Here is a 17,553-nt window from a genome sequence, read left to right as displayed (position 1 = left end):
GTATGAAGAAGTTTAGAATTTATATTTTCATCGCTTTCAGTTTTGTTAGTATTTCTTCTGTATTTGCACAACCCAACAAACAACTAGAGTTGGAAGAAAAACGACAGACACTTCTTCAGGAGATCAAACAGATCAATTCCTTGTTGTTTAAAACGCAGGGTAGGAAAAAATCCATTTTAACAGACGTGGAGGATCTGAATCATCGCATCAATGCGCGGGAAGATCTTATTAAAGTCACGAACCAACAAGCAAATCTCTTAACTCGAGAGATCAATCAAAACGGAAATAAGATATCTAATCTTAAAAAGGAACTGGCTGCCTTGAAGAAGGATTACGCCGCCATGATCAACAAATCGTATAAAAGCAAGTCGCAGCAGAGCCGTCTCATGTTCTTATTGTCTGCTGAAAACTTTCTTCAGGCCTACAAACGCGTTCAATATATGAAACAATACGCCAGGCATCGCAAAGAACAGGGAGAAAGTATTAAAGAGAAGACAGCATTGTTGGAAATATTAAATAAAGATCTGGCGGAACAAAAGAAGAAGAAGCAAGTATTGATCGACGAAAACAAACTTGCCAAACAGCGGCTTACAGAAGAAAAGCTTAATCAACAATCCTTGGTATCTTCTTTAAAAAAGGAAGAGGGAAAATTTTCGGCACAGATTCGTGATAAGCAAAAAGAAGCAGATGCTATAGACCGACAGATAGAAGCACTCATCAAAGCAGCTATTGCAGCCTCCAATAAGGCGGCGGCAGGAACGACCAGTACAGCCACTGTGAAATCTTCTTCAGAAACATTTGCACTAACAGCCGAAGCGAAGGCGCTTGCTGCTAGTTTTACGAACAACAAAGGAAAGCTTCCATGGCCCGTAGAAAAAGGAGTGGTTATAAAGCAATATGGAAAGCAACAACACCCCCAATTGCCAAATGTGACTACTTTTAATAGCGGAGTAGAAATTGTTACTGAGTCCAATGCAAGGGCTCGCGCTGTATTTAATGGAGAGGTAATGGAAATTCAACAGTTGAAGGGCGCTAATAAGGCGGTGTACATTCAACATGGAAGTTATATCACAGTCTATAATAACTTGGTGAATATCAATGTTAAGAAGGGAGATAAAGTGACTACAAAACAAGAGATAGGAACTATTTTTACAAACCCTACAACAGGGAAAACCATTTTAAAATTCCTTATTTATCAAAACACCAATCGTATGAATCCTTCAGATTGGGTATATAAAATGTAATAAAAAAAGGGGCTGTTTTAACAACCCCTTTTTTACTTCAGTATAAGCCGTTTTATTTAACAAGTAGCTTTTTGGTAGTAGACTGATCACCATTTTTAATGGTTACAAAATACAGTCCGGTATGCAAATTAGAAACATTTAGTGAAATCACATTAGTTCCATTCGATGTTGCATCCACGCGCTCTAGGGTTTGTCCTAAACTATTTGTAATAGTCACCTCAAGGGCATCAATAAAGCTGCTATCAAATGCAATAGACACCTGTTGTGTAGCAGGATTCGGATACATTACAATAGAACTCACTTCAAGATCTTCGACACCTAATATACAGTTAAGTTCTCCTCCTGCATAATTGACTGCGAGACTTCTAAAACTCTCCCAGCCTTCAGAGGCATTCTTGGCAGAAACAGCAAACCACATAGGATCTAAATAATTGTCAATAGGTACCGTAATCGAATTGGTCGCCGAATTGCCAACTACCTCCATAAATTTATCTCCCAAAATATATAGATCGTAGGATTCTGCATCGGTTACCGGATTCCATTCGAAGGTTGCGGTATTGTTATCACACACTTGAACGACGGAAATTCCACTTACTTGACTCGCGATAGAAAAGTTATCATCGCTAGTATCTGTAAACGCGCCACTCGTAACTCTTATAAGTGCCTCACCAGTAATTTGGGCAGGAACACTCCATATATGATGACGATTTGCGGCCGGAACAGTTATAATTGAATTCCAGCTAGCTCCATTATCGGTAGAATATTCTAAGTCAAAATCTGCTACGGTATTCACGGCATCCCAATGAATAATTTCACTTACGCTAGGTGTAAACTTTTCTCCCGAATTAGGATAGGTTACCGTTATATTTTCTGAAATAATCTCATACACCACAAAATATTCCTGTGGACCAACCGGCACGTTAAACCCTGTAACTTCCACCGTATAATTTCCAGCAGCAGGATCATTTAAAAGAACCTGTTCCATATTGTTTAGATGGTCAGCTCCATTAGTTGCTGGCGTATCTAAGGCGACCGGATTTGGCGTATGATCCAATATCCAAGGTAAGTGATCTGTTGCTCCGGGATCGGTAACAACTAAATCCAAATCATTCACCAATGCAGGATTGGCACCGGCTACACCAGCCGGATCGTTCCAATACACCATAAAACGCACCTGCTTGGTTCCCGCAGGAACGTTAATAACATGGTTATTGCTATTTCCTTGTGTTACGTTATCTGAAAGATAACGGCCATCTTCGATTAGCATTCCAGCTCGCAGTCCATTTACAAGTCCCCATCCCCATTTGAAATCGGGACCGACATTTCCTTTGTCCTGAGCGGTATTCAACATCGCAGCTTTTATTAAAGCCGACTGTGGAAGTGCCCCGCCATTAGCATCGGCATAGGCTTCGTATAGTTGCGCAGCAACACCAGCAACACCGGGAGATGCAAAAGAAGTTCCACTAGTGCTTGAAATATAGGTATTATTAGGAAGTGTAGAAGAAATTCCATCGCCTTGGGAGGCAATATCGGGCTTAATTCGTCCATCTGATGCCGGCCCACGGCTGCTAGATCCCGCTAGAATACCAGCGGCATTTGAACTCGCAGAAGCGATCACATTTTTCCCTTGCTTATGTCCTCCGGTGATGTTTCCCCATCCAGATCCTGCTCCATATCCACAATTGGAGGTTCCGGAATTTCCACAAGAAAAAACATGTAATAGTGTAGGCTCCACATTAATTTGAGTATCGACTGTCTGAGATCTTGTGGTATAACCATCATTACAACCGTCTCCATAAGAAGAATTGGTAATTTGTACGCTTCCGTCATTGATCAAAGTAGTTGTGTTAACATCCAAGAAAGAGGATACATAGGTCACAACGTATAACTCTGCGCCAGCTGCCATGCCTCGCTTTTCGGGGTTCAAGTTACCGGCACCGCACAATACTCCCGCAACTCTATCACCATGTGTCCCACTTCCTGTTGCCATATTGGTAATACGTCCTTCAAAATCGATATGAGGCCCCACATTTCCATCATCGCGCACCATAACGCCAATTCCGTCTCCGGTATAATTTCTTCCGGCACCGGTTTGTGTATCCAAACCGTTGGATCTTCCTAAATTTCTAGCCCGAAAATCTTCCGGCACTGCAGGAGGCGCAATTAATTCGACCCATTTTACATAGGGCAGATTTGAGAGCTCATCTAAGCAGTTGTTAGGGATGGACAGTTCGAGATTGGTCGAATTTTGATATTGTCTTGTTAGTGCAATTTGTTTACGCGCTAAATCCTGAATAACAAATTCTGAACTTACGTTTTCATGGTGTACCAATGTTACCAAGATATTATTTCCGTCCATCGCCCAACTTTCATAAGGCCCATTTTTTAAGGCCGTTGAAAGCTTAAATGTACTTTCAACAGGAACTATGGATCGCACACCCTTGCTTTGTAGATAACTTACCGAAACACCTGCTGGAAAGAAAAACAAATAGGCTCTGTTCGGAATATATTCTAGCAACTTATAATTGTTTGCTCTAAATTCATCTTGAACACTTTGAGAAGGTGTTTCATAAAACTGAATCCAACCCACATAGCCATTATCAAGTTGAGCAGATTCCGGCATTTGATTCCAGCTAAACGTTGTAATGTTTTCCGGAATTTCGATCGCATCCCCTTGAAGTTGGATGGCATATTGACTCTGTGCAAACGACATAGAGGCCGTCAATAGCAGTGCACAAAAAAATACCGAACCATTTCTTAAAAGAGAAAAAAGCGTAATTTTTTTCATAGTTTTTGGTTTAAATGTTTTGAAATTATCTGACTTTTTAAAGCTCAGAAAAAAAATAGAATTTCAAATATATTCAATTAGGTCATAAAACCCATAAGAAAATAAGTTAATTCGATAAAGAAACTAAAAAATAAAACCCTATAAATCAGCTAGATTTAAGGGCTTAAAGAAGCAATATTAGGTAGGATTTCTAAAGCTTACGCAAAAAGTGCTTTAAGCTCGGTGGCCTCGTTTGGTTTCATTTTACCCGCAAGTACCAAACTCAGTTGTTTTCTTCTCAAGGCCGCTTCAAACCGTGCTTTTTCAAGCTCTGTTTCAGGAACTAATTCGGGAACCGATACCGGATTTCCCATTTCATCTACCGCGACAAAGGTGTAGATGCCTTCGTTTGCCTTGCTGCGAAGTCCACTTTCCCGATCTTCGATCCAGATGTCCATATATACTTCCATGGAACTTCTGAAGGCTCTAGAAACATGCGCTTCAACCGTCACTACACTTCCCAAAGGAATCATTTTATTAAAGGCTACATGATTCACCGAGGCGGTCATTACAATCCTTCTGCTGTGTCTTCGAGCAGCAATACTAGCCGCACGATCCATCCGTGCCAACAATTCACCTCCAAACATATTACCAATAGGATTGGTCTCACTAGGGAGTACGAGATCGGTGATAACGGTTCTGGATTCTTTGGGAGTTCTTGCTGCCATTTCGTAAAATTTTGACAAAGGTACGTAGTATTCTAACGAATGGGAACTACTTTTTACGGAAATGGAAGGCGTTATTTGGTCAGATCGAGGACCAATAGCCAAGCATCTTTATTTTCAGTTTGTTGAATGGAATGTAAGCTTTGTAAAGCTTCCAATCGCTCTTCATGGCTACTGTAGACCACTTGATGTAGCCCATACCTGTTAGCGCCAATCAATCTTGCTGGATAGCCTTTGGCAACCAGTTGTTCCAATTTGTTTTGCGCATTTTCGGGTACTCTAAACGCCCCTGCAATAATATGGTAGTTGCCGGTCTGTTTGGGAAGGGAAATATTGAGAGAAGGCAACGGACTTTCCAACACAAATGTGGCTTCTTGAATTTGCTTATCGACCAATGTATTTGCCTTTTGTTTTTCTACAAAATTGTGCTGTTGCACGCCTCTTTCATACAGTTTTAATCCTCCAAAACTGCTTAACGCAACAGCAACCAAGCCTATGGCAGCATATTTAAGATACGGTCTTGATGCCCTTTTTTCGGGAGTGAATAAGATGGGTGCTTTTTCCTCAAGTGCTTCGGCAGCTTTCTTGTACACCTCCCGCTGAATAGTGGGTGAAACGAATGAACTCAACCCAAAGGCAGCGGTACTGAAGTTTTCTGTTTGAACTGGCACAAATTGCAACGATTTTTCAGCATTTAAGAAGAAATCACCAATCTTTTGTAATGAAACAGTCTCACCTTCCGATAATTGGAGAGAAAGCTTCCCGGTAAAGTTTCTTATTTTCTGAAGTGCAAGCTCATAACTACATTGCTCCACCGAAGCCATATAATTGGCCAGCAAGCCGTCGTTTGTTTGTAATTGACGATTAAAAGACAGTGTTTTTCCCGGAGGATAAAACGTATGGGTTTCAGCATCAATTCTCGCCGAACGGGACTGTGTTAAAAATGCTCCAAAACCTGGAATTATCACACATTCGTAGCGGTACAATAAATCGTTTATGTAGGTTGCCAATTGCATTAAAACAAACTTAAAAGAATTTTTAGGACCATTCAATTTTAAAGATACGAACTTATTAACAACCTAAAAAATTGTATTTTTAAGGACTCCCCGGGTTTTTAGAAACCGAGTTATGCTTTCAAAAAATGAATTATTGTACACGCTTGCACTTCAGCGTGTTCCCAACTTGGGAGATACTTCCGCTAAAAAGTTATTACATACTATTGGCTCTGCGGAAGCAATTTTTAAAGAGACAAAAAAAGCACTTTTAAAGATCGATGGTATTGGCGCTTTTAGGGTAAAGAATCTGTCTGAAAAGAGATTGCTGGAAGAAGCGGAAGAGGAACTTGAATTTATTACCAACAATGAAATTAGCTATAGCTATTTTAAGGATAAAAGTTATCCCGAAAAGCTGAAACATTGCCTGGATGGGCCCATATTGTTTTTTTACAAAGGGAACATCGACTTACAGAACAAAAAGGTAATTAGTATTGTTGGCACTCGAAACGTAACTTCCTATGGATCGGGGTTTTGCGAAAAACTAATCGCAGCACTAACGCCTTTAAACCCTGTGATCGTTTCAGGATTTGCCTATGGTGTGGATATTACGGCCCATAAGGCAGCTATCAAGAATGGGTTGCAAACTATTGCCTGCCTGGCACATGGTCTTAATCAGGTGTACCCTAAAGAGCACCAAAAATATGTTTCAAGTGTAAAGGCAAATGGCGGATTTATCACCGAATTCTGGAGCACCGATCTCTTTGACCGTGCTAATTTTCTTCAGCGCAACAGGATCATTGCCGGATTGAGTGAGGCAACCGTCGTAATCGAATCGGCTGAAAAGGGAGGAAGTTTGGTGACAGCAGATATTGCGAATTCATATCACAGAGATGTTTTTGCCGTTCCGGGGAGAATAACAGATACGCAAAGCCAAGGGTGTAATAATTTGATAAAATCGCAACAGGCTCATGCATTGACCAATGCGGCCGACCTTGTTTATATGTTGGGATGGGAAATCGAAGCAGAGGTCTTAAAACCCCAACAAACCAAACTCTTTATTGAGCTAACGGAAGAGGAACAAATAATCTATGATTTTTTAAATGAAAGGGACAAGGAGGCGTTAGACATCATTGCACTTTCATGTAAGATGCCCACATTTAAGGCAGCAAGTATCCTTCTTAATATGGAATTAAAGGGCGCGGTACGGCCCTTACCTGGGAAATTGTTCCAAGGGGTTTAATAACCTACTTTGGCACGAACCCGATCTAATACCTCATTTGCTACAAGTCTGGCCTTCGAAGCACCAATTTCTAAAGCCTTATCTACCTCCGAAAGCTGTTCCATATAATATGCATAGCGAGTTCGTTCTTCGGCAAAGCGAGAAGTAATTAGTTCGAAAAGTGCCTGTTTGGCATGTCCATACCCGTAATTTCCGCCTTCGTAATTCTTTCGCATTTGGGCAACTGCTTCGGAGGTAGCCAATAGGTTATACAAGGCAAAGACATTACACGTATCCGGATTTTTAGGTTCCTCCATGGGAGTGCTGTCCGTTTCAATTCCCATCACCTGTTTTCGGAGCTGTTTGTCCGACAAAAAGATATTGATGATATTGTTTTTCGATTTACTCATTTTGGCACCATCCGTCCCGGGAATAAGCATGGTGTTTTTCTGCACCTTTGCTTCGGGTAACACAAAAACTTCTCCCATTTGCGCATGAAAGCGGGAAGCCACATCGCGCGTCATTTCTAAATGTTGTAGTTGATCCTTTCCTACAGGAACGATATCGGCATCATATAACAGGATGTCGGCTGCCATCAACATAGGATATGAAAATAAGCCCGCATTCACATCTTCGAGGCGATCTGCCTTATCCTTAAATGAATGTGCCAATGTAAGGCGTTGGTAAGGGAAAAAACAGCTCAAATACCAAGAGAGTTCAGTGACCTGAGGAATATCACTTTGACGGTAAAAGACCGTTTTTTCAATATCCAATCCAAAGGCCAGCCATGCTGCAGCGGTACTGTAGGTATTATTCCGAAGTGTTTCAGCATCCTTGATCTGTGTTAGCGAATGCATATCGGCTATAAATAAAAAGGATTCGTTTTTGGGGTCATTGGCCATCTCGATAGCCGGAAGAATTGCCCCTAGTATATTACCAAGATGTGGTGTGCCAGTGCTTTGTATCCCTGTAAGTATTCGTGACATGCTGAAATTTCTATTTAATATATCACAGTTTTATATATCCTTTTTTGATGCGCTTCAAAAGAATACTTCCCTGCTTTAAATTTTGGCAAAGTTACTTTTTTTAGTGTATTCTCATGTTTCTTATTGCTATTTTTGGGTCTTGATGAAAATCCTACGCTACATTTTTACACCTATTTACCGCATTTGGTTCTATATCTTGGTCACAGTTCCGATTTTGGTGTTATTTCCCATTTTGCTTGTGAGCATATTAAAGGAGGCATGGTATCCATTTTTTTTTAGACTGGCCCGGTTTTGGGCAGCAATCATTTTATTTGGTATGGGTTTTATGCCTGTAGTTAAAAGAGAAGAATCCTATAAGAGAGGGAAGAGCTATATGTTTGTCTCCAACCACACCTCCATGCTAGACATTATGTTGATGCTATATGTCACCAAAAATCCCTTTGTCTTTGTGGGTAAAAAGGAATTGGAAAAAATTCCCTTATTTGGATTTTTCTACAAACGAACTTGCATCATGGTGGATAGAAATAGTCCCAAGAGCAGATCGGATGTGTTTAACAGGGCACAAAAGAAATTTAATCAAGGACTAAGTGTGTGTATTTTTCCGGAGGGAGGTGTGCCGGATGATGAAAGTGTGCTGTTGGACGAATTTAAAGACGGAGCTTTCCGGCTTGCCATCGAACATTGTATTCCTATAGCACCCATGAGCTTTCACGATAACAAAAAACGGTTTCCGTATAATTTTTCATCGGTAAGTTCGGGGCCGGGGAAATTAAGAGTTTCTATTCATAAAACAATTTCTACAAAGCATCTGGAAATAGAGGACAAGCGTCGACTCAAGGATCAAATTCGAAATATCATCTGGACGGCTTTAAAAAAAGGAGTATAAAAAAACCGTCCTATGGCGAAGAACGGTTTTCTCTGTCATCATTGTTTGGTATAATCTCCAAACCTAACCAACTAAAAAAACTAACCTAAAACTTAAAACTCAAGCCACTGTAAATCCCTACATAATAGGGCTTAAAGTCTACAGAGGAATCTGTATACGGATTGAGTTGATATTTAAACATAGGCTCAATATTAAACGTGAACTTTTTACTAATTTTATAATCGAAGCCAAGCCCTACATTCGTGGTAAAGCTCACTGAAGATAGATTATTCGCTTCACCCAAGGTATCGTTGAAATCTCCGGCTTGTACCGAAACTTCGTTGTTTCCTAAGAACAGTGTACTAAACCCTCCAATCAGGTTGATCCCAAACTTATTGTTCACCACCGCATAGGTTAACTCTAAAGGCACTTCGTAATAGGAAATATTTTGTATCAATTCCACATCACCGGAAGTCGATTTCGGCATGATATTGTCAAAGGGGTTGCCTTCACCCGATTGTGCCGCAAAGGTTCCTTTATCCAGTGCTGTGACAACGACTTGACGCCCTCCATAATCAATAGATTTTAAGGCGGCCGAAACAGGGGCAGTCCCCAACTCAAGGCCGGAAGTGGCATAACTAAGATCTACATTGCTAACCCCACTTCTCACTTTTAACCGATTACTAAGGGCATAGCTCACCTGAACTCCGTAGCTAAAATTGACATCTCCTTTTTTATTATTGTCGGCAAAGGAAGGATCTATAGACGAACCTTCTCCTAAACTATTGTAATAAACGGGTGCGAAATTTGGCGCTACATCCCAGCGATCTTTGGGTTTATCCGAAGTCTTAGCAATGGCTTCTACCTCGTTTTTTTCGTTGATAGCATCCAGAATGGAACGTTTTTTTGATTCCTCTTCTATTTTTGAAGCTTCAGCTTCGGTTTTTGGATCAACACCATTTTTAGTCCGATTTGTATCAGTATCTGCCGTTACCACTTTGGTGGTTTCCTCGATGCCGAGTTCTTTTTTGACTGCTGTTTTATTTTTTTCTGAAGTAGTCTCTGCTTCCGTATTTATTGCCACGGCTTCTTTTTTAGTCGAAATCCCTTCCGAAGCATCCTTTTTAATTAAGTTGTCAATAGCCGCCTTTTTCTGTGATGCCGCAACATCTTTTTCGGTACCGGTTTCAATGGCTACTGCACTTTTAACCGCTGTGGATTTTTTAAGAATCGCATCCTTCTCTTTCTCCGCATTTACCACATCGGTTACTGCAGCGGCTTCTGAAGCATCCTTGGTGGAAGGATCATTTTCTTCAGAAGCAACAACAGTCTCATTAATATAATCATTATTTAGCGGATTATCTTGTAGTTCCGAATGGGTAGGATCCGGAATTGTTTTGTCTTCGGTTTCGGTAGTAATGGTATTGTTGGTGTCAAACGGATTAAATACCGTTACGCCTACCGTCAATAAAATGGCCAGTAATGCTGCCACACCACTCAATTTCCACCACAACGGAATCACCTTGCGGTCCTCCTTCTCTTCTTTTAATTTCGCTTGAATCTGTTCCCAGACTTGCGGAGAGGGGGAGGCCTCAAAGTTTTTGAAGCGATCTTTAAAAAGCTGATCTATGTGCTTTTTTTCTTTCATTTAGCGATTACGCTTTATTTGACGTGTTATAGTCTTCTATTTTAGTCTTTAATATACCTCGTGCTCTTGCTAGATTCGATTTAGACGTTCCATCCGAAATTCCTAACAGTTCGGCAATTTCTTTGTGGGAATATCCATCCAAGACATACATGGAAAAAACCAATCGATACCGATCCGGGAGTTCCTGAATGATCTTCAGTAAAAAATCCAACGGAACATGCTGGTCTTCCAGTTCTTCTTCGGCAGCTTCTAACTGCTCCTCATTCGAAATGTCAAAAACACGTTGTTTCCGGTATTTTTGAAGGACGGTATTTACAGTCACCCGTTTCATCCAGCCTTCAAAAGAACCCTTGTCCTTAAACTGCTCTATTTTTTTAAAAATGGTAAGAAATGCATCTTGTAGGTTGTCTTCTGCTTCTACATAATTGGGGGAATACCGTAAACAAATAGAAAAAAGTGTACTTGAATAACGTTGGTACAATTCTCCCTGTGCCTTAGTATTCTGCTTCTTACATTGTAATATGAGCTCGTCTAAAGTCAAATGCAGTCCCGAAAATTATTATTAATTACACTTTTTAAGCGGGCAACCATAACAATTTAGGGTTCTACGTAAAGTAGATACCTTTTTAAGAAAAGGGTTGCGTGAAACGTGTAAAATTATTGGTTCATGGCCTTAATGGCTTCCTTTATTTTTTGCTCCAATTCGTCCATGAGTTCAGGGTTGTCCAATAGTAGTGTTTTTACGGCGTCTCTTCCCTGTCCTAACTTAGTGTCGTCATAGCTAAACCACGAGCCGCTTTTTTTCACTATGTCAAAGTCAACACCCAGATCTATCACTTCACCTACTTTGGAGATTCCCTCTCCGTACATAATGTCGAATTCGGCCATTTTGAAAGGCGGAGCAACCTTGTTTTTAACCACTTTTACACGCGTTTTATTTCCTCTTACATTACTCTCGGCATCTTTAATTTGGGTAGAACGTCTAATATCGAGCCTTACTGATGCATAGAATTTCAAGGCGTTCCCACCGGTAGTGGTTTCGGGATTTCCGAACATAACCCCAATCTTTTCACGTAGCTGATTGATAAAAATAACCGTACATTTTGTTTTACTGATGGAACCGGTTAATTTCCGAAGCGCCTGTGACATCAATCGCGCATGTAATCCCATTTTGCTGTCACCCATTTCGCCTTCAATCTCACTTTTGGGCGTTAGGGCCGCTACCGAGTCGATCACAATAATATCTATAGCGCCACTCCGAATTAAATTATCGGTAATTTCCAAGGCCTGTTCGCCATTATCAGGCTGTGAAATGATTAAATTTTCAATATCCACGCCTAGCTTTTCAGCATAATACCTGTCAAAGGCATGTTCTGCATCAATAAAGGCTGCAATGCCTCCCTTTTTCTGAGCTTCAGCGATGGCGTGCAATGTTAAGGTTGTTTTACCCGAGGATTCCGGTCCGTAGATCTCTACAACACGGCCTCTGGGATAGCCACCTACGCCAAGGGCTACATCCAAGCCCAAAGATCCGGTAGGAATAACTTCTACCTCTTCCACGGCCGAATCGCCCATCTTCATGACAGTTCCCTTGCCGTATGTTTTATCCAATTTATCTAATGTAAGCTTTAAAGCTTTTAATTTCGCGTCTTTTTCAGTGCTCATGTATTCAAAAATTTGTGGTGAAAAATAGATGTTCCCTATGTTAATTTCTTTGACACAGGGAGTATGCTAAGGTACTATTTCTTTGCCGTTGCCCCAAAAGGAAATGTGGGGATAATTGCTTTTTTGTCAACAACAATCCGAATCAATTTTAAAAAAACGAGACCGTCTCCCATAGTGAAAGGATTCTTCCATAACTGGCGAATTCACGTATACGTATCGCGATTCGTGAATTTGAGGAGGAAAAGAGATTTGCACTACTGTTTTTCCCATTTCCTTAAAAATGGTATTTTTGCCGTCATATTTTAGTATTAAATTCTTTTCACTCAAAAAAGTATAGCATGCAACTGTACAACACCTTAAGTGCAAAAGAGAGGGAAGCCTTATTAGAACAGGCAGGTGAAGACCGCCTTACCCTTTCTTTTTATCAATATGCCAAAATTGGCAATCCGCAATTATTTCGAAATCATTTGTTCGTCGCCTGGGACGAGATGGGTGTACTTGGCCGAATTTATGTGGCCCGTGAAGGAATTAACGCCCAGCTTTCGGTACCGGCAAAGCATTTTGCAGTGTTCAAAGAATTTTTAGACGGAATTTATTTTCTGAAGGAGGTACGATTGAACATTGCCATAGAACACGATCTAAAGTCATTTTTAAAATTAAAGGTAAAGGTTCGCGATAAAATTGTAGCCGACGGTTTAAATGATGACACCTTTGATGTGCGAAACAAGGGAGTTCACGTTAACGCCGAAACCTTTAATGAGTTAATAGAAGATCCCGATACGGTCTTGGTAGATATGCGGAATCACTACGAAAGCGAAATAGGCCATTTTAAAGGTGCTATCACTCCCGATGTGGATACCTTTCGGGATTCTTTAGACATTATTGAAGCCGATTTAAAAGACCATAAGGAGGATAAAAAGCTAGTGATGTATTGCACCGGGGGGATTCGTTGTGAAAAGGCCAGTGCCTATTACAAACACAAGGGCTTTAAACAGGTCTATCAATTGGAAGGCGGCATCATTGAATATGCGAGACAGGTAGAGAACAAAGGCTTGGAAAATAAATTTATAGGAAAGAATTTTGTCTTTGACCACCGTAGAGGGGAGCGTATTACCGATGAGGTCATCGCGCATTGCCACCAATGTGGAACTCCTTGCGATACCCATGTGAACTGCGCCAATGAAGCCTGCCATTTGCTTTTCATTCAATGTGAGACATGTGGATTGAAAATGGAAAACTGTTGTTCTACCGATTGTCAGGAAATAATTCAATTACCCTATGGAGAACAAAAACGACTTCGACAAGGCATTCCGAACAGCAACAAAATTTTCAAAAAAGGGCGTTCAGAAAAACTAAAATTCAAAAAGTAAGGTTCTGTAATAAATTGTATCTTTACCTACTAAAGACAATGTTTAATCTTCGTCTCTTTTTTACTTGAAAAAGAGCTATATATAAAGAAATATGGGCTGTACAAGCTGCGCCACGAGTGCCAACGGACAGCCAAAAGGATGCAAGAACAATGGAACTTGCGGAACTGATGGCTGCAATAAATTAACGGTGTTCGATTGGCTTTCCAATATGACACTTCCCGGAAATCAAGAACCCTACAACGGGGTGGAAGTGCGCTTTAAGAACGGCAGAAAACACTTTTATCAGAATTCGGAAAAACTATCTTTAAGTATTGGTGATGTGGTAGCTACCGAAGCCGAAAGCGGTCACGATATTGGTATTGTTACCCTTACAGGCGAACTGGTACGGGTCCAAATGAAGAAAAAGAACGAAACACCCAATCCCGAAGCACTTCCAAAAATTTATAGAAAGGCCTCTCAAAAAGACATAGATGTTTGGCAAAAAGTACGGGATAAGGAAGCCGATGTACAGAAACGGTCCCGTGAAATCGCTATTCGACTAGGACTTCAAATGAAGATCTCTGATGTCGAATTTCAAGGCGATGGTTCGAAGGTGATTTTTTACTATACGGCCGAAGAACGCGTAGACTTTCGACAGTTGATAAAAGAGTTTGCACGTACCTTCAGCACTCGCATTGAAATGAAACAAGTTGGATTTCGCCAAGAAGCATCCCGCTTGGGAGGTATTGGTTCCTGTGGCCGTGAATTGTGCTGTTCTACCTGGTTGACCGACTTCCGGTCGGTGAATACTTCGGCGGCTCGCTATCAACAATTATCTTTAAATCCCTTGAAGTTGGCAGGACAATGTGGAAAATTGAAATGCTGTCTCAATTACGAATTGGACACCTATTTAGAGGCGTTGGATGAGTTTCCGAAGAGCGATGTAAAATTACTGACCGAAAAAGGGACGGCTATTTGTCAAAAGTCAGATATATTTAAAAGGATGCTTTGGTACTCCTATGAGAACGAAGGAATGAACTGGGTTCCAATGAGTTTGGAGAAGGTGAACGAAATTATCGCGCTCAATAACAAAGGGAAGAAAGCCACGAGCTTGGAAGAATATATCGTCGAAATTGAACAACCGAGTGAGGAAATTTTCAGTAATGTGGTGGGACAAGACAGTCTTACCCGTTTCGACAAACCCAAGCGAAGCCGAAATAAAGGCCGCAATAAGAATAGAAACAGAAATAAGAAGCGAAACCCAAGGAAAAATGCGTAGTGCAATTGTACTCTTAGTTTTGATCACGTTTTTTGGCTCGTGTAATTCGAACACCATAGTTAGTGAAACGCAACCGCTTCCGGGGTATTGGGATAAGGATAATCCTGTTGGTTTTAGCATACCTCAATTGGATTCGTTAAAGAAATACAATGTGTTTCTACACATTCGAAATACGAATGCATATCGTTTTAACAATCTGTTTCTAATCGTGACCATGGATTTTCCACATGGGAAAACAGTGGTGGATACTCTGGAGTACCGAATGGCAAATGCAGATGGTTCTTGGCTGGGGCAAGGTATTGGCAGTGTCAAGGAAAATAAATTGTGGTATAAAGAACATGTCTCATTTTTTGAAGAAGGAAATTATAACATAACTATAACACATGCCGTTCGCAATAATGGAGATGTGGAAGGCGTTTCAAAATTAGAAGGCATAACCGATGTAGGGTATAGTATTGAAGAGGCTTCACAACAATAGGTAGTATGGCAAAGCAACAGGCAAAGAAGAAATCAGCTCCCCAGAATAGTAACCGGCAACACGCAAAAAAGTTTTGGAAAATTTTAGGGTGTGTGCTAGGCCTTGTTTTTCTGATATTTATTTTAGCCTCTTGGGGTGTTTTTGGAAGTCTCCCTGATGAAACAAGTTTGGAAAATCCCGAAAAGAACTTGGCCACCCAAATCGTAGGATCTGATGGGGTTGTACTTGGGACATTTTATAAGGAAAACAGAACTCCGGTACAATACGAAGACCTCCCAGATCATCTTATAAATGCACTCATTGCCACAGAGGATGTCCGGTTTTACGATCATTCCGGCATCGATGCTAAGGGTACTGTAAGAGCCGTAGCTTTTTTAGGTACCAGAGGAGGTGCCAGTACTATCTCTCAGCAATTGGCAAAACTGTTCTTTACCGAACAGGTCTCCCGAAACAAACTGTCTAGAGCCACGCAAAAGATCAAAGAATGGATCATTGCCATTCGCTTGGAACGCCGCTATACCAAGGAAGAGATTATTACCATGTACTTTAATGAATACGATTTCTTGAATCAGGCGGTTGGAATACAATCTGCTTCTAAAATTTACTTCAGCAAAGAACCCTCCGAACTATCTACGGTGGAAGCAGCAACGCTGGTTGGCATGTTTAAGAATTCTGCCCTGTATAATCCATTAAGGAATCCCGTTGGCGTAAAGAATAGACGGAATGTGGTTTTAGCACAGATGGAAAAATATGACTATATCACTCAGGTGGTAAAGGATTCGTTGCAGGCTCTCGATCTGAATATAAGACATTCCCCACAGGGACACGACGAAGGAATTGCAACCTATTTTAGAGAGTATGCCAGAGCATTTATGGCCGACTGGATCAAGGAGAACCCAAAAACAGATGGTTCTAGTTACGACATTTACAGTGATGGGCTGAAGGTTTATACAACCATCGATTCAAAAATGCAGGAATATGCCGAGGAGGCTGTTGATATGCATATTGCAAATCTTCAAAAAGAATTTGACAAGCAGAACGAAAAAAATAAAACAGCACCGTTTCGAGATATTACCGAAGAAGAAATAAATGGAATTATGAAGACTGCCATGCGGCGAAGTGACCGCTGGCGTGAAATGGAAAAGCAAGGGAAAAGTGAAACAGAAATCATCAATAGTTTCAGCAAAAAGACACCCATGAGTATTTTTTCTTGGACGGCCAAGGGTAATTCTAAGGATACCATCATGACACCCATGGACTCCATTCGGTATTATAAATCGATCCTACAAGCGTCCTTGATGTCTATGACACCTCAAACGGGAGAAGTTAAAGCCTGGGTAGGCGGGATTAATTATAAACATTTCAAATACGATATGGTAAAAAAGGGGAAACGCCAGATTGGTTCCACTTTCAAACCTTTTGTATATGCGACGGTCATCGATCAAATGCATATGTCACCCTGTGATACCTTACCCAATACCCAATATACTATTCCAGCCGGTAAGTACGGATTACTGAAGCCCTGGACTCCTAAAAATTCGGGAGGGGTCTATGGCGGAATGGTTACTCTTAAAAATGCCTTGGCGAATTCTATCAATACAGTAACGGCCAGATTGATCGATCGAGTGGGTCCGCGGCCCGTTATCGATCTGGTAAAAAAAATGGGGGTAGATACTGAAAATATGCCTGAAGCACCATCAATTGCATTGGGAACTCCGGACGTTTCTTTGTTTGAAATGGTCGGCGCTTACAGTACGTTCGCCAACGAGGGCGTATATGTAAAACCAACATTGATAACGAGGATTGAAGATAAAAACGGTACCGTCTTGTATCAACATGTTCCCGAAACAAAGGATGTAATTAGTAATGAGACGGCCTATGTTACGGTAAGTTTATTGGAAGGGGTAACTCAGTCGGGATCGGGGAGCAGATTACGAGGTACTTGGGCAGTTGGGAATTCGGTCTATAAGAGTGTGGTAACAGGTTATCCCTATGATTTTAAAAACCCGATCGCAGGAAAGACAGGAACTACTCAGAATAATAGTGATGGGTGGTTTATGGGCATGGTGCCTAATTTGGTTACCGGTGTTTGGGTAGGTGGTGAAGATAGGGCGACACATTTTGGCTCTACTACCTACGGACAGGGAGCTACCATGGCATTGCCTATTTGGGGAATCTATATGCGGAAATGTTTTGAGAATGAAGAGCTAGGTGTTTCCAAAGGAAATTTCGCAAAACCGGGTAAGTTATCTATAGTTACCGATTGTAAAGAGTTTAAAGAAGGAAATTCAGATATAGAAGGTATCCCGGACGAATTGGATTTCTAATAGAGA

Annotated in this window: 14 protein-coding genes; 7 read left to right on the top strand and 7 right to left on the bottom strand. The window is 40.9% G+C overall.

Translation table 11 applies throughout. The features are described from left to right. Nucleotides 1-2 precede the first annotated feature (2 nt). Entirely contained in the window at nucleotides 3-1,244 is a 1,242-nt protein-coding gene (locus K8F54_RS09355; RefSeq protein WP_290789937.1) for a peptidoglycan DD-metalloendopeptidase family protein, read from the top strand. Between the two features lie 52 nt (nucleotides 1,245-1,296). Here K8F54_RS09355 and K8F54_RS09350 read toward each other — a convergent pair whose 3' ends face one another. The 3 genes from K8F54_RS09350 to K8F54_RS09340 all read right to left on the bottom strand — a co-directional run bounded on the left by K8F54_RS09350 (nucleotide 1,297) and on the right by K8F54_RS09340 (nucleotide 5,752). Then, nucleotides 1,297-4,032: a S8 family serine peptidase gene (locus K8F54_RS09350; protein WP_290789934.1), complete on the bottom strand. Its 2,736-nt coding sequence runs from the start codon at nucleotides 4,030-4,032 to the stop codon at nucleotides 1,297-1,299. 197 nt (nucleotides 4,033-4,229) lie between these two features. Beyond that, complete coding sequence (locus K8F54_RS09345) at nucleotides 4,230-4,739, bottom strand: acyl-CoA thioesterase (protein ID WP_290789931.1); 510 nt, start codon at nucleotides 4,737-4,739, stop codon at nucleotides 4,230-4,232. Nucleotides 4,740-4,810: 71 nt separating this feature from the next. Continuing rightward, a complete protein-coding gene (locus K8F54_RS09340) occupies nucleotides 4,811-5,752 on the bottom strand; it encodes an SPOR domain-containing protein (protein WP_290789928.1) in 942 nt (313 codons plus the stop codon). 112 nt (nucleotides 5,753-5,864) lie between these two features. On the opposite strand from K8F54_RS09340, the gene dprA reads away from it, so the two are divergent. Continuing rightward, a complete protein-coding gene (gene dprA / locus K8F54_RS09335) occupies nucleotides 5,865-6,971 on the top strand; it encodes a DNA-processing protein DprA (protein WP_290789926.1) in 1,107 nt (368 codons plus the stop codon). Here the strand turns inward: dprA and trpS are convergent. Next, nucleotides 6,968-7,936: a tryptophan--tRNA ligase gene (gene trpS / locus K8F54_RS09330; protein ID WP_290789923.1), complete on the bottom strand. Its 969-nt coding sequence runs from the start codon at nucleotides 7,934-7,936 to the stop codon at nucleotides 6,968-6,970. The two genes, dprA and trpS, sit on opposite strands and share 4 nt — an antisense overlap. 142 nt (nucleotides 7,937-8,078) lie before the next feature. Between trpS and K8F54_RS09325 the strand changes: the two genes are divergently transcribed. After that, nucleotides 8,079-8,822, top strand: coding sequence for a lysophospholipid acyltransferase family protein (locus tag K8F54_RS09325; protein WP_290790007.1), 744 nt, complete (start codon nucleotides 8,079-8,081; stop codon nucleotides 8,820-8,822). Nucleotides 8,823-8,907: 85 nt separating this feature from the next. Here the strand turns inward: K8F54_RS09325 and K8F54_RS09320 are convergent, their stop codons facing one another. From K8F54_RS09320 to recA, 3 genes are all read right to left on the bottom strand, one after another. Further along, nucleotides 8,908-10,449, bottom strand: coding sequence for an outer membrane beta-barrel protein (locus K8F54_RS09320; protein WP_290789921.1), 1,542 nt, complete (start codon nucleotides 10,447-10,449; stop codon nucleotides 8,908-8,910). 7 nt (nucleotides 10,450-10,456) lie between these two features. Next, nucleotides 10,457-10,990 (bottom strand): sigma-70 family RNA polymerase sigma factor, encoded by a 534-nt coding sequence (locus tag K8F54_RS09315; protein WP_290789919.1) that lies wholly within the window; start codon nucleotides 10,988-10,990, stop codon nucleotides 10,457-10,459. A gap of 116 nt (nucleotides 10,991-11,106) precedes the next feature. Further along, nucleotides 11,107-12,114: a recombinase RecA gene (recA, locus tag K8F54_RS09310; RefSeq protein ID WP_290789917.1), complete on the bottom strand. Its 1,008-nt coding sequence runs from the start codon at nucleotides 12,112-12,114 to the stop codon at nucleotides 11,107-11,109. Between the two features lie 338 nt (nucleotides 12,115-12,452). On the opposite strand from recA, the gene K8F54_RS09305 reads away from it, so the two are divergent. The 4 genes from K8F54_RS09305 (at nucleotide 12,453) to K8F54_RS09290 (ending at nucleotide 17,547) form a co-directional block, all read left to right on the top strand. Further along, nucleotides 12,453-13,484, top strand: a complete 1,032-nt coding sequence (locus tag K8F54_RS09305) for a rhodanese-related sulfurtransferase (RefSeq protein ID WP_290789915.1) — start codon at nucleotides 12,453-12,455, stop codon at nucleotides 13,482-13,484. Nucleotides 13,485-13,575: 91 nt separating this feature from the next. Then, nucleotides 13,576-14,742, top strand: coding sequence for a regulatory iron-sulfur-containing complex subunit RicT (gene ricT, locus K8F54_RS09300; protein WP_290789913.1), 1,167 nt, complete (start codon nucleotides 13,576-13,578; stop codon nucleotides 14,740-14,742). Further along, complete coding sequence (locus K8F54_RS09295) at nucleotides 14,735-15,220, top strand: gliding motility lipoprotein GldH (protein ID WP_290789910.1); 486 nt, start codon at nucleotides 14,735-14,737, stop codon at nucleotides 15,218-15,220. The genes ricT and K8F54_RS09295 overlap by 8 nt, the downstream gene beginning before the upstream one ends. A 5-nt stretch (nucleotides 15,221-15,225) precedes the next feature. Further along, complete coding sequence (locus K8F54_RS09290) at nucleotides 15,226-17,547, top strand: transglycosylase domain-containing protein (protein WP_290789908.1); 2,322 nt, start codon at nucleotides 15,226-15,228, stop codon at nucleotides 17,545-17,547. Nucleotides 17,548-17,553: the final 6 nt, after the last annotated feature.

Source organism: Altibacter sp. (assembly GCF_019913785.1).
Classification (GTDB): Bacteria; Bacteroidota; Bacteroidia; order Flavobacteriales; family Flavobacteriaceae; genus Altibacter.
The sequence above is the reverse complement of the archived record's forward strand: the minus strand, read 5'-3'. Positions and strand labels throughout refer to the sequence as shown.

Bases quoted from the DNA above. Each gene is read 5' to 3' on its own strand.
- K8F54_RS09295 (WP_290789910.1), top strand. From the start codon at position 14,735: ATGCGTAGTGCAATTGTACTCTTAGTTTTGATCACGTTTTTTGGCTCG.
- K8F54_RS09345 (WP_290789931.1), bottom strand. From the start codon at position 4,739: ATGGCAGCAAGAACTCCCAAAGAATCCAGAACCGTTATCACCGATCTC.
- dprA (WP_290789926.1), top strand. From the start codon at position 5,865: ATGCTTTCAAAAAATGAATTATTGTACACGCTTGCACTTCAGCGTGTT.
- K8F54_RS09340 (WP_290789928.1), bottom strand. From the start codon at position 5,752: ATGCAATTGGCAACCTACATAAACGATTTATTGTACCGCTACGAATGT.
- ricT (WP_290789913.1), top strand. From the start codon at position 13,576: ATGGGCTGTACAAGCTGCGCCACGAGTGCCAACGGACAGCCAAAAGGA.
- K8F54_RS09320 (WP_290789921.1), bottom strand. From the start codon at position 10,449: ATGAAAGAAAAAAAGCACATAGATCAGCTTTTTAAAGATCGCTTCAAA.
- K8F54_RS09350 (WP_290789934.1), bottom strand. From the start codon at position 4,032: ATGAAAAAAATTACGCTTTTTTCTCTTTTAAGAAATGGTTCGGTATTT.
- trpS (WP_290789923.1), bottom strand. From the start codon at position 7,936: ATGTCACGAATACTTACAGGGATACAAAGCACTGGCACACCACATCTT.
- K8F54_RS09325 (WP_290790007.1), top strand. From the start codon at position 8,079: ATGAAAATCCTACGCTACATTTTTACACCTATTTACCGCATTTGGTTC.
- K8F54_RS09305 (WP_290789915.1), top strand. From the start codon at position 12,453: ATGCAACTGTACAACACCTTAAGTGCAAAAGAGAGGGAAGCCTTATTA.
- K8F54_RS09290 (WP_290789908.1), top strand. From the start codon at position 15,226: ATGGCAAAGCAACAGGCAAAGAAGAAATCAGCTCCCCAGAATAGTAAC.
- K8F54_RS09355 (WP_290789937.1), top strand. From the start codon at position 3: ATGAAGAAGTTTAGAATTTATATTTTCATCGCTTTCAGTTTTGTTAGT.
- recA (WP_290789917.1), bottom strand. From the start codon at position 12,114: ATGAGCACTGAAAAAGACGCGAAATTAAAAGCTTTAAAGCTTACATTA.